This window comes from Candidatus Deferrimicrobiaceae bacterium (assembly GCA_036504035.1).
In the GTDB taxonomy this organism is placed as follows: domain Bacteria; phylum Desulfobacterota; class Deferrimicrobia; order Deferrimicrobiales; family Deferrimicrobiaceae; genus JANXPS01.
In genome coordinates, this window is sequence record DASXVV010000006.1 from 197,344 (window position 1) to 209,349 (window position 12,006).

Here is a 12,006-nt window from a genome sequence, read left to right on the forward strand (position 1 = left end):
TTCATCTTTGTGTCAAATAACTTAGCGATTCTTGCTCGGGCATTCCCGGATGATCTCCGCGCAATGCGACCCATCCTGTACCCGGTTCCACGCCAAAGCGTATTTGACAGGTGCCTTCAAGTTCCTGGGCGGTGCCGCGGGTGCCGCGGGTGTTGGCAACCCGCGGGTCCGGGCGTATCATTGAAAGATCGTCCTGGCCGCAAAGGAATCCCGAAAACATGGCAGACTTTCTCTTGGGGAACGACCTCATCGCCCTCGCCGCGGTTCACGCCGGGGCCCATTCCGCCTATTCCTACCCGGGCACGCCCGCGAGCGAGATCCTCGGCGCCTTCCGCCGCTTCGCCCCCGACCGGTTCGCCCAGTGGTCCGTCAACGAGAAGGTCGCGCTCGAGCTGTCTACCGCCGAGGCAATCTCTGGCCGCAGCGTCCTGTGCGCGATGAAGCAGGTGGGGCTCAACGTCGCCGCCGACCCGCTCTTCAGCGTGGCCTACACCGGCGTCGCGGGCGCGCTCGTCCTCGTCTCCGCCGACGATCCGGGACCCCACAGCTCGCAGACCGAGCAGGACAGCCGCCTCTACGCCCTTTCCGCCCGCATCCCCGTCTTCGACCCGGCTAACCCGCGCGACGCCTGGGCGCTGACGCTGCGCGCCTTCGCGCTCTCGGCCCGGGAGAAGATCCCCGTGCTCCTGCGCCCCGTCATGCGCGTCTGCCACAGCCGCCAGGATTTCGACGTTCCCGCCGCCGCGGCGCCCGCGCCGGTCCCCGCCGCCTTCGTGCGCGATCCCGAGCGGTGGGCGGCGACGCCGAGGTTCCGCAGCGTCCTCCACGAGCGGCTGCTCGCAAAACTTTCGGCCATCGCCGCCGACGCATGGCGCGACGACGGCTTCGCCCCGAAGCACGACCTCGCCGTCGTCGCCTCGGGATACCCTTATGCCGTCCTGCGCGACGTCCTCGCAGCGCACCCGCTGCCGGTCGACCTGGTCAAGGTCGACATGCCGTTCCCGCTCTCGGGCGAATTCGCCGCGCGCCACCTCGCCGGCTACCGGCGGCTGCTCGTCGCCGAAGAGACGTTCCCGGTGATCGAAGACCAACTTCGCGACAGGGGAAAGGTATCCGGGAAGCACGACGGCGCGATGCCCGCCCGGGGCGAGCTCACCTTCGACATCCTGTCCGAACGGCTCCACGCCTTCGCCGGGAAGCCGGCGCCGAAGGCGGCCCGGGCCGAGCTTCCGGCGCCCCCGCCGCCCGCCAAGCCGCGCCTCTGCGCCGGCTGCGGCCACCGGCCGGCCTTCTACGCCATCCGCAAGAGCGCGCCTGACGGCATCTTCCCCGGCGACATCGGCTGCTACACGCTCGGCGTCAACCTCGGGGCGGTCGACAGCTGCATCTGCATGGGCGCCTCGATCACATTCGCTGAAGCGATGAAGCGGGCGAATCCCGACCGTCCGGTGATCGCGACGATCGGCGACTCCACCTTCTTCCACACCGGGCTCCCCGGGTTGCTCAACGCCCGCCTGTCGGGCGCGCCTGTCGTGCTCTGCATCCTCGACAACGGGACGACCGCGATGACCGGCTTCCAGCCCGTCCCCCACATGGCCGGGGCGGGCATCACGATCGAGGCCGCCGTGCGCGGGCTCGGCATCGATTTCGTCCGCGCGGCGGACCCGTACGACGTCCAGGGCGCAGTCGCGCTGCTGAAGGAAGCGCTCGCCCACGCGGAGGAAGCTTCCCATCCGGCCGTCGTGATCTTCCGGCGCGGCTGTGTGGCCCGCGAGCGGCCCGCCCCCCGCACCGCCCCCGTCCGCGTTACCGGAGCGTGCCGGAACTGCCGCATCTGCTACGAGCGGTTCGAGTGCCCCGCCCTTTCGGAGGATCCGGCCCTCGGCCGCGCCGTCGTCGATCGGCGGCTTTGCATCGACTGCGGGGTCTGCGTCGACATCTGCCCCTTCGGGGCGATCGCCGCCGGGGAGGACGCGCCATGAAGACGTTGACCGGGATCCTGTGCGGCCGGGGCGGACAGGGAATCGTCACGCTGAACCACCTGCTGGGAAACCTCGCCGCCCGGCTGGGGCATCGGGTCATCTCCGCCGAGACGCACGGGATGGCCATGCGCGGCGGCAGCGTCGCCACCTTCCTCAAGATCGGCCCCTTCGAATCGCCCTCCATCGCGCTCGGCAGCGCCGATTTCGTCCTCTCGACCGACGCCGGCGAGGCGCTGCGCAACGGCTCGTTCCTGGCGCCCGGCGGACTTTGCCTCGTCGACGACGCCGAGCCCGTCGCGCTGCCCCCGCAATATGCGTCCCGTTCGATCGACGCCGCCTCGCTGGCCGCCGAACGCTTCGGCAATCCGGTCCTCGCCGGCCAGATCCTGCTGGGCCGCCTGTTCGCCGCCTTTCCCGTGCTCTTCCCTCCGGAGCAGCTCCTCCCGCTCCTGTCGGGCGACCGGAAAATCAACGCCGACGCCATCCGGGTCGGCCTCGAAATGAAGGACTGACCGCCATGACCGATACCCTTTCCGCCCTGCCTCCGGGCCTCACCGACGCCCAGCTCGAAGGGCTCAACCGATCGCTCCACCGCATCGTCCGCCACAACGACTTCTACGCCCGCGCCATGCGGATCGAGGGCGAGATCCGCAGCTACGAGGATTTCGTCCGGCGCCCGTTCATGACCAAGGAGATCCTGCAGAAGGGCTACCCCTTTTCGTTCGCCTGCGCCGACCGGAAGGACTTCGCCCGGATGCACATGAGCAGCGGCACGACGGGCACCCCCGTGCTCAACCCGATGACCCGCCACGACGTCGACCAGTGGCGCGAGACGATGGGGCGCTGCTTCACGACCGCGACGTTGACCTCCGAGGACACGATCCAGATCACGCCCTCCTTCGGCCTGTTCAACGGCGGCTTCGGCTTCCACTACGGCGCCGAATCGATCCGCGCCTTCACCATCCCGATCGGGGCGGGCCGCAGCCACCTCCAGCTCCGCTTCATGGAGGAGCTCGGGACGACCGCGCTGGGCGCCATCGCCTCCTACCCGCTTCGCCTCATGGAGATCGCCCGGGAAGAAGGATTCGACTTCCGGAAAAGGACGCAGCTCCGCGTCGGCATCATCGGCGCCGAAGTGTGGTCCGACAGCATGCGGAAACGGATCGAGGATGTGATGGGGATCGAGACGTTCGACGTCATCGGGATGACCGAGACGGGCGGCGTGGGGCTGGGGATCGACTGCGTGCAGCACGACGGGATCCACGTCTGGGACGACCACTACATCGTCGAGATCATCGACCCGGAGAGCGGCGACGTCGTGCCCGACGGCGTCGAGGGCGAGATGGTGCTGACGACGCTCACCCGGGAAGGACTGCCGCTGGTCCGCTACCGGACGCGCGACGTCACCCGGATCGTCTCCCGAGGGCCTTGCCCTTGCGGCCTATCGACCGTCAAAGTCGCCCGGATCAAGGGGCGCAACGACGACATGCTGAAGGTCAAGGGCGTCAACTTCTACCCCTCCCAGCTCGAGGCCATCCTGATGTCGTTTACGGAGCTCTCGACCGAGTACCAGATCGTACTCGAGGAGAAGCACGGCAAGGGTATCGTCACGCTGATCGCCGAGACGCTCTCGGGCATCGACGAGGAAGTCGAGACCCGCATCCACACGCGGCTACGCGATTTCCTCGGCTTCCGGGTGACGCTTCAGTTCGTCCCGTTCGGCACGCTTCCCCGGTCCGACGGCAAGGCGCAGCGCGTCGTCGACCGGCGGGGCCCTTCCGGGAAGTAACCGACCGCTAGCCCGGAATCCCGAACTTCCGCATCCGGTAGCCGATCTGGCGCGGCGTGATGCCCAGCGCGCGCGCGGCCTTCGACCGGTTTCCCTCCGCCTTCGCGACCGCCTCTTCGATCATCTCCTTTTCCGAAAGCTCGAGCGCCGAGAGTCCCAGCGGATTCGCCGCAGGGACGGGGGCGCCCGGAGCGGGCAGCGGGCCGGGGCCGAACGCCGGCATGGGGAATCCGGCGCCCGCCACGGGTTGCGCGGCATAGCCGGGCCCGTTCAGGATGGACAGCGGCAGCTCGGCCTCCCCCGCCTCGTTTCCCGCCGCCATGACGACCAGATGCTCGATCGCGTGCTGCAGCTCCCGGATGTTGCCCGGCCACGGGTAGCGCAGAAGCCGGTCATAGACGGCGCGCGACAGCCGCACCGCCTTCCCGTTCTCCTGGTTGAAGCGGGCGAGGTAGAACTCGATCAGCGGCGGGACATCCTCGGGACGCTCCCGCAGCGGGGGCAAAAAAATCGGGATCACGTTCAGCCGGTAGTAGAGATCCTCGCGGAATTGCCCGGCGCGCACCGCTTCTTCCAATACCCGGTTCGTCGCGGTGATGAGGCGGACGTCGACCGAGATCGTCTCCGTCCCGCCAATCCGCTCGAACTGCCGCTCCTGGAGCACGCGCAGCAGCTTGATCTGGAAGGAGAGCGGCAGGTCGCCCACCTCGTCGAGGAAGAGGGTGCCGCCGTTCGCCAGCTCGAACCGCCCGCGCTTCTCGCCCACCGCCCCGGTGAACGCGCCGCGGGCGTGCCCGAACAGCTCGGTCTCGAGCAGCGTCTCCGGGAGCGCCGCGCAGTTGAGCTTGATGAACGGCCCCTGCGCACGCCCGCTGTTGTAGTGGATGAGCCCCGCGATCATCTCCTTGCCTGTCCCGCTTTCCCCCCGCAGGATCACGGTCGCGTTGCTCTTGCTGACCCGGTCCACCTGGCCGAAGACGGCCTGCATCCGGTCGCTTACGCCGACGATGTTGTCGAACCGGTAGCGCCCTTTCAGCTCCGACTTGAGGGAAAGGTTCTCGTCGAGCAGCCGCTGCTTCTCTTCGCGCACCATCTCGTTGATGCGGACCGCCTGCGCGATGCTGCCGGCGACGATTGTCAGGAACCTGAGGTCCCGGTCGAACGGGACGCGGTCCTCGAAGAGCCGGTCCGCGGAGAGGACGCCGACCACCTCACCGCCCACCTTGACGGGCACGCAGAGGAAGGTGATCGATCCGCGGTCGATCAGTTTGGCCCGCGCGCCTGTCCGGTCCAGGAACAGCGGCTCGTCGCCGATGGCGGGAATGACGATCGGGCTCCCGGTGGCCACGACGCGGCCGACGATCCCCTCCCCGACGGCGTAGCGGCCGCGGGCGATCTCCTCGGGCGCCAGTCCCTGCGCCGCGACGATCGACAGCTTCCCGCTCTCGGGCTCACGCATCAGGAAAGTGCCGCGCTCCATGCCCAGGAGTTGCGACAATAACTTGAGCACCCGGGAGCAGGTGACCTGCAGGTCGAGCGACTCGGTCAGCACCTTGCTGATCTCGTGGAGCGTCGTCAGCTCGAGCAGCTGCTGTTCGACGTCGCGCGGCGACCGCGTATGGTTGTTCGGAGACGCGCTCATCGCAAGGTCGCCTCGCGGAGCCCGGGCGACATCCGGAATAGCCGGGCAGCGCTGTCCTCGACCTCGGCACGTACCAACGGGTCGAGCGCCTTTCGCCAGCGGTCCGGGATCCCCTGCGTCCCGTAATAAGCGCCGGCGATCATCCCCGCGATCGCCCCCGTCGTGTCGGCGTCGCCCCCCTGGTTCACGACCCCCGTCAGGCAATCCTCGAACGCCCGCGTCGAAAAGAAGAAATGGAAGACGGTTTGCATCGTATGGACGACGTATCCGCTGGCTTCGCCCGAATAGCGCGAGAAGTCGAACTTCGGATGCGCGGCGACGAGTGCCTCCGCCTCCCGCTGCAACCGGCTCCGCCCTTCCCCCCGAAGAGCGAGGTGCACCATCCGGCCGGCGCAGAGGCAGGCGGCGTCGGAAAGCGGGTGGTTATGCGTCAGGTGCGCCTGCGCGATCACGGCCTGTTCGAGCAGCGCATCGTCGCCGAACGAAAGCAGCGCGGCCGGCGTCATCCGCATCAATGCCCCGTTGCCCGCGTCCCATTCGTTGAACGGCATCTCCGTCCAGCCCTTGAGCATGAAGTCGCGGATTCCCTTCCGGCAGGTGGCGCCGACGTCCGGCGGGTTGCCCCGCAGCCACGTCGCGAACCGCCCGGCGATTGCCTGCAGGTCGAACCCTCCCTTTTCCAGCACCGCCCGCGCGATGCAAAGCGACATCTCCGTGTCGTCGGTGATCGCTCCCGGCTTGAGCCGCAGCCAGCCGCCCCCGACGATCCGGTCGTGGACGCCATGCCTCTCGCGAATCTCCGCGGGCGTCATGAACTCGGTCGTCGCGCCGAGCGCGTCGCCGATCGCCACGCCGAGGAACGACGCGACGGCGCGATCGATCATGCCTTCCGGCCCGGCGGGAACGACCCGCCGACCCTCATCCCGTTCGGACAATGACATCGAAATCCCCTCCGATCACCATGACTTCTTCCTCGCCTTTCAGGAGCGCCCCCGGCAGCAGGTCGGCGCGGAAGAACACCTTGCACGACGGAACCTGAACCTCGAGCACCTTCGTGCCGAACTCGAACGCCCGCTCGAAATCCGGGGTGAACGAGTTGAGGTTGTTGAGCCGGAGACGCATTCGGTGCCGTTCTCCTTTATCGAGGACGCGATGCTCCGAGAAATCGTGGATCCCCCGGAACAGGATGCAGACGGGGGGCTCCTCCCGCCGCCGCAGCTCCTCCTGGACGAACTCGTAGAGCAGGTCGAACTGCGCCTGGATCGCGCTCGTCCGGGCGCTGCCGCGCATCCGGTCGGCGAGGTAGGCCGCGTACGTCGCGGAGTGGACGTCCCCGACCGCTTCCTTGTGGAATGTGGGCGGGATGCCGATCCGGCTCTCGACCCACCCCTTGAGCACCGCGCCCTCCAGCGAATTCGCGTCGAACATCCAGCCGCGCAGGAAGCGCAGGTAGCTGTTCTTCAGGCTTTTCCGCCCGAGGGCGGACGTCTCTTGCTCCCACTGGTGAAGCTGGAACGCGACGTCCATGTGGTCGAGGAACGCCTTCGCCCGCGCCTGCGGGTCCGGCATCGTCGCGAGCCGCTCGAAAAGGAAGCGGTGGGCGCGCCGCACCCCCTGGATCTCGATCGGCTTCGGGTTCGCGTTGAACTCCGGAGCGGCGATCACCCAGGGAGGCAGGTTGCACAGGTTCATCGTCAGCGGCTGCAATAGAATCCTCCGGCCCGGCGACCGCCGGGTATCGACCTTATTGTAGTCATTCCGGAACATATATGCGACCAAAGTGTCGCATTCCGAGAGACGCGGAATGGGGCGAATTCAGGGCAAGTCATTAATCACCCTACAAACAACATGTTACGTGCAGCCATAAAACATGGCACGCCCCTTGGAATGGAGAAGGCAAGAAAGAACATTTCCGACCACTCGACAAGGAGACTTCTCATGAGGCAGATCGCGATCTACGGCAAAGGCGGCATCGGCAAATCCACCACCACCCAGAACACCGTCGCGGGTCTCGCGTCGCTCGGCTTGAAGGTGATGATCGTCGGCTGCGACCCGAAGGCCGACTCGACCCGGCTCATCCTGCACGCCAAGGCGCAGAGCACCGTCATGGATCTCGTGCGCGAGCGCGGCACCGTCGAGGACCTCGAGGTCGACGACGTCCTGAAGGTCGGCTACGGCGGCATCCGCTGCGTCGAGTCGGGCGGCCCGGAACCCGGCGTCGGATGCGCCGGCCGCGGCGTCATCACGGCCATCAACTTCCTCGAGGAGAACGGCGCCTACGTCCCCGACCTCGACTTTGTCTTCTACGACGTCCTGGGCGACGTCGTCTGCGGCGGCTTCGCCATGCCGATCCGCGAAGGCAAGGCCGAGGAGATCTACATCGTCTGTTCCGGCGAGATGATGGCCATGTACGCCGCCAACAACATCGCCAAGGGCATCCTCAAGTACGCCACCTCCGGCAAGGTCCGCCTGGCCGGCCTCATCTGCAACGCGCGAAAGACCGACAAGGAGTTCGAGCTGGTCGATGCCCTCGCCAAGAAGCTCGGCACTCAGATGATCCACTTCGTTCCCCGCGACAACCAGGTCCAACGAGCCGAGATGCGCCGGATGACCGTCATCGAGTACTCCCCCGAGCACCCCCAGGCGCAGGAGTACCGGGAGCTCGCCCGGAAGATCAGCGAGAACAAGATGCTGGTCATCCCGACGCCATTGTCGATGGACGAGCTGGAGGAACTTCTCATGGAGTTCGGCGTCATGGAGGCCGAAGACGAAACGATCGTCGGCGTTGCCGAAGCGGCCACCGCCGCGAAATGACGAACCTTTCAAACTGGAGAACAGGAGTCGGGCCATGTCGGAAATAAAGAAGGTCGAAGGCATCACGAAGGAATCGACGCAGGAAATGATCGACGAAGTGCTTTCGATCTACCCCGAAAAAGCGCGCAAGAAGCGGGCGCCGCACCTGGCCCCCAACGATCCGACGAGCTGCAGCTCGTGCGTCAAGTCCAACCGGAAGACCGTTCCCGGCGTGATGAGCGCCCGCGGCTGCGCCTATGCCGGCGCCAAGGGCGTCGTGTGGGGCCCCATCCGCGACATGGTCCACGTCTCCCACGGGCCGGTCGGCTGCGGCTGGTACTCCTGGGGCACCCGCCGAAACCTGATGAGCGGGATCAACGGCGTCACGAACTTCGCGATGCAGTTCACCTCCGACTTCCAGGAAAAGGACATCGTCTACGGAGGCGACAAGAAGCTGAAGACGCTGCTTTCCGAAGCGCACGAGCTGTTCCCGCTGGCCAAGGGGATTTCGGTCCTCTCCGAGTGCCCGGTCGGCCTGATCGGCGACGACATCAACTCGGTCGCGAAAGCGTCGAGCAAGGAGCTCGACCTTCCAATCATCCCGTGCAACTGCGAAGGGTTCCGCGGCGTGTCCCAGTCGCTCGGCCACCACATCTCCAACGACACCATCCGCGACTACATCATCGAGACGCGCGAATTCGCCGAACCCGCGACGCCTTACGACATCGCCCTGATCGGCGATTACAACATCGGCGGCGACGTCTGGTCGGTGAAGCCGCTGCTCGAAGAGATCGGCCTCAACGTCAAGGCGACCTGGACCGGCGACGGCGAGATGGAGCGGATCGCGGCCACCCACCAGGTGAAGCTCAACATCATCCACTGCTACCGGTCGATGAACTACATGTGCAAGGTCATGGAAGAGAAGTACGGCATCCCCTGGATCGAGCTCAACTTCTTCGGGCCGACCAAGATCAAAAGCAGCCTGCGGGCGCTCGCGGAACGGTTCGACGACCGCATCAAGGAGAACGTCGAGAAGGCGATCGCGAAGTACGACCCGATGATGCAGGCGGTGATCGACGAGTATCGCCCCCGGCTGGAAGGCAAGACCGTGATGCTTTACGTCGGCGGCCTTCGCCCCCGCCACACGGTGAACGCCTACGAGGATCTCGGGATGACGGTCGTCGGTTCCGGCTACGAGTTCGCCCACGGCGACGACTACGAGCGGACCTCGCCCGAAATGCCCGAGGCCACCGTGATCTACGACGACGCCTCCGAGCTCGAGCTCGAGCACTTCGTGGAAACGCTCAAGCCCTCGCTGATCGGAAGCGGGATCAAGGAAAAGTACCTGTTCCAGAAGATGGGGATCCCGTTCCGGCAGATGCACAGCTGGGACTACTCGGGGCCGTACCACGCCTACAACGGCTTCCCGATCTTCGCCCGCGACGTCGACATGGCGGTGAACAGCCCGACCTGGTCGCTCGTCAAGTCACCGTTCTGATGGACACGGCCCGGCCAATGACTCCCCGGCTAAGCGCCACGCGGGGGCTCTTTTCGGCATCCATGCCTCCCGGCGAGTCTCAGAGGCCTCCGTCCAGGGACCCCCGCTTTGGCGTACGCCGGGGAGCGTGTGGCCGCGACACGCCTGACTGGGAGCCAACCCTGGAGCGAAGCGGCGCCGGGTGTCCCCGAACGGGGGCCTATGCCCCGAGCGGGTGTAGGCGCCATGGATGGCGCCGCGAGGGGTATGGAGTCGCAGGGAGGCCATGGATGGCCGATCAAGACGTCCCCCGGAAGGGGATACCCGGTGACGCGAAGCGCGTAACCGGCGACCACACGAATCGACACGGCGGCTGTTCAGCCGGTCGGACATGAGAGGAGTACGGAAATGGCGAACAACCTGGGACTGGAAGTGAAGCCGGTCACCGAATACACCGACGAGGAAATCTCGCGGGTCTCGGCCTGGATCAATACGGAAGAGTACAAGGAGAAGAACTTCGCCCGTCAGGCGCTGGTGATCAATCCGGCGCATGCCTGCCAACCGCTGGGCGCGCAGCTCGCAGCGCACGGCTTCGAGGGGACGCTGCCCTTCGTCCACGGGTCGCAAGGGTGCGCCTCTTACTACCGGTCGACCTTCAACCGGCACTTCCGCGAGCCGGCGCCTGCGGTCTCCGATTCGATGACCGAGGACGGCGCGGTGTTCGGCGGTCAGGCCAACCTCCACGAGGGGCTGGAAAACGCGCTCGCGCTCTACAAGCCGAAGATGATCGCCGTGTTCACATCCTGCATGCCGGAAGTTATCGGAGACGACCTGACCGCGTTCATCAAGAACGCGCGGAACAAGGGGACCCTGCCGGAGGACTTCCCTACTCCATATGCGAACACGCCCAGCTTCAGCGGTTCCCACGTCAACGGCTACGACGCGATGCTGTCGTCGATCCTGCAGACGCTCACGGAAGGCAAGTCGGTCGAGGGGCGCTGCACCGGCAAGCTCAACTTCATCGCCGGCTGCGACTTCAATACCGGCAATTACCGGGAGTACAAGCGGATCTTCAAGGAGTTCGGGATTCCGTATACCTTCCTGGCCGACATCTCGGAGACGTTCGACTCTCCCCTGGACGGCACCTACCGGATCTATCCCGGCGGGACAAAGCTCGACGAGGCCGCCGATGCGATCAACGGCAAGGCGACCCTTTCCGTCGCGCCGTACGCGACGACGAAGACGTTCGGGTGGATCAAGGATCACTTCGCGGGGAAGCACGCCGTCATCCCGACGCCGTTCGGCATCACCAAGACCGACGCGTTTCTCATGAAGCTGGCCGATCTGTTCGGCAAGCCGGTTCCCGAATCGCTCAAGGCCGACCGCGGCCGGGCGGTCGACGCGGTGACCGACGCGCACCAATACATCCATGGGAAGAAGTTCGCGCTTTACGGCGATCCCGACTACCTCGTCGGCTACGTCTCGTTCCTCCTCGAGATGGGCGCGGAACCGGTACACATCCTGTGCAGCAAGGGGAGCAAGAAACTCGAGAAGGAGCTCCAGGCGCTGCTCGACGCCTCCCCGTACGGGAAGAAGGGAAAGATCTACATCAACAAGGACCTGTGGCACCTGCGCAGCCTGCTGATGACGGAACCGGTCGACGCGATGATCGGCGACACGCACGGCAAGTTCGCCGCCCGCGACGCGAAGATCCCGCTCTTCCGCTTCGGCTTCCCGATCTTCGATCGCGTCAACAAGCCCCGCTACCCGCTGGTCGGCTATCAGGGCGTCCTGAACATGGTGACGGAGATCTGCAACAAGTTCATCGACATCAAGGACGACACATGCGACGAACGCTTCTTCGAAATGATGCGGTAGGCGGGCAGGCGGATCGGCCCATGGCTTCCCGGCTAGCGCCACGCGGGGGCTCCCTTCCCGGGGGACGTCTTGCCGCCCCATCCCTGGGTCGTCTGCGACTCCCTTCGGCTCGCCTCCGGCATCCATGCCTCCCGGCGAGCCGAGAGAGGCCCCCGTCCAGGGACCCCCGCTTTGGCCTACGCCTGGAAGCGTGAGGCCTCGGGATACGACCGAGGGCATTCGTAGGCGATTCAGACGAACAAGGTTCCGGTTTCCGGAAGCGCGACACAAGTACCGACCGCCTCCCATCAGGCGCGACACCCGGGTGGCCGACAGGCTCCGCGGTGTCCCCTGAAGGGGGCCTATGCCCCGAGCGGGTGTAGCCGCCAGGGATGGCGGCGCGAGGGGTATGGAGTCGCAGGGAGGCCATGGATGGCCGAGCAAGACGTCCCCCGAAAGGGGATAC

At 66.2% G+C, this 12,006-nt stretch carries 9 protein-coding genes; 6 read left to right on the plus strand and 3 right to left on the minus strand.

All coding sequences use genetic code 11. The annotated features are described in order from the left end of the window. Window positions 1–218 precede the first annotated feature (218 nt). From VGK27_02180 to VGK27_02190, 3 genes are read left to right on the plus strand one after another with little or no spacing between them, the layout of a single operon-like run. Complete coding sequence (locus tag VGK27_02180; protein ID HEY3488913.1) at window positions 219–1,982, plus strand: thiamine pyrophosphate-dependent enzyme; 1,764 nt, start codon at window positions 219–221, stop codon at window positions 1,980–1,982. Then, the gene (locus VGK27_02185) at window positions 1,979–2,494 is read left to right on the plus strand and encodes a 2-oxoacid:acceptor oxidoreductase family protein (protein HEY3488914.1); all 516 of its coding nucleotides are present in this window, start codon (window positions 1,979–1,981) and stop codon (window positions 2,492–2,494) included. The genes VGK27_02180 and VGK27_02185 overlap by 4 nt, the downstream gene beginning before the upstream one ends. Window positions 2,495–2,499: 5 nt before the next feature. Beyond that, window positions 2,500–3,771 carry an AMP-binding protein gene (locus tag VGK27_02190; GenBank protein HEY3488915.1) on the plus strand — a complete coding sequence of 424 codons (1,272 nt, stop codon included), beginning with the start codon at window positions 2,500–2,502 and terminating at the stop codon, window positions 3,769–3,771. 7 nt (window positions 3,772–3,778) lie between these two features. On the opposite strand, the gene nifA is transcribed toward VGK27_02190, so the two are convergent. The 3 genes from nifA to VGK27_02205 are packed head-to-tail and all read right to left on the minus strand — an operon-like array spanning window position 3,779 to window position 7,120. Next, on the minus strand, window positions 3,779–5,413 hold the full coding sequence (gene nifA, locus VGK27_02195) for a nif-specific transcriptional activator NifA (protein ID HEY3488916.1): 1,635 nt from the start codon (window positions 5,411–5,413) through the stop codon (window positions 3,779–3,781). Continuing rightward, window positions 5,410–6,354 carry an ADP-ribosyl-[dinitrogen reductase] hydrolase gene (gene draG / locus VGK27_02200; GenBank protein HEY3488917.1) on the minus strand — a complete coding sequence of 315 codons (945 nt, stop codon included), beginning with the start codon at window positions 6,352–6,354 and terminating at the stop codon, window positions 5,410–5,412. The genes nifA and draG overlap by 4 nt, the downstream gene beginning before the upstream one ends. Continuing rightward, entirely contained in the window at window positions 6,332–7,120 is a 789-nt protein-coding gene (locus VGK27_02205) for an NAD(+)--dinitrogen-reductase ADP-D-ribosyltransferase (protein HEY3488918.1), read from the minus strand. The genes draG and VGK27_02205 overlap by 23 nt, the downstream gene beginning before the upstream one ends. Before the next feature lie 231 nt (window positions 7,121–7,351). Between VGK27_02205 and nifH the strand changes: the two genes are divergently transcribed. The 3 genes from nifH to nifK all read left to right on the plus strand — a co-directional run bounded on the left by nifH (window position 7,352) and on the right by nifK (window position 11,561). Beyond that, complete coding sequence (gene nifH / locus VGK27_02210; protein HEY3488919.1) at window positions 7,352–8,227, plus strand: nitrogenase iron protein; 876 nt, start codon at window positions 7,352–7,354, stop codon at window positions 8,225–8,227. Window positions 8,228–8,261: 34 nt separating this feature from the next. Next, a complete protein-coding gene (nifD, locus tag VGK27_02215) occupies window positions 8,262–9,704 on the plus strand; it encodes a nitrogenase molybdenum-iron protein alpha chain (protein ID HEY3488920.1) in 1,443 nt (480 codons plus the stop codon). A 387-nt stretch (window positions 9,705–10,091) separates the two neighbouring features. Beyond that, window positions 10,092–11,561, plus strand: coding sequence for a nitrogenase molybdenum-iron protein subunit beta (nifK, locus tag VGK27_02220; GenBank protein HEY3488921.1), 1,470 nt, complete (start codon window positions 10,092–10,094; stop codon window positions 11,559–11,561). The last annotated feature ends 445 nt before the right edge of the window (window positions 11,562–12,006 follow it).

Coding starts and splice junctions, on each gene's coding strand:
- nifK (HEY3488921.1), top strand. CDS start 10,092: ATGGCGAACAACCTGGGACTGGAAGTGAAGCCGGTCACCGAATACACC.
- nifH (HEY3488919.1), top strand. CDS start 7,352: ATGAGGCAGATCGCGATCTACGGCAAAGGCGGCATCGGCAAATCCACC.
- nifA (HEY3488916.1), bottom strand. CDS start 5,413: ATGAGCGCGTCTCCGAACAACCATACGCGGTCGCCGCGCGACGTCGAA.
- draG (HEY3488917.1), bottom strand. CDS start 6,354: ATGTCATTGTCCGAACGGGATGAGGGTCGGCGGGTCGTTCCCGCCGGG.
- nifD (HEY3488920.1), top strand. CDS start 8,262: ATGTCGGAAATAAAGAAGGTCGAAGGCATCACGAAGGAATCGACGCAG.
- VGK27_02185 (HEY3488914.1), top strand. CDS start 1,979: ATGAAGACGTTGACCGGGATCCTGTGCGGCCGGGGCGGACAGGGAATC.
- VGK27_02180 (HEY3488913.1), top strand. CDS start 219: ATGGCAGACTTTCTCTTGGGGAACGACCTCATCGCCCTCGCCGCGGTT.
- VGK27_02190 (HEY3488915.1), top strand. CDS start 2,500: ATGACCGATACCCTTTCCGCCCTGCCTCCGGGCCTCACCGACGCCCAG.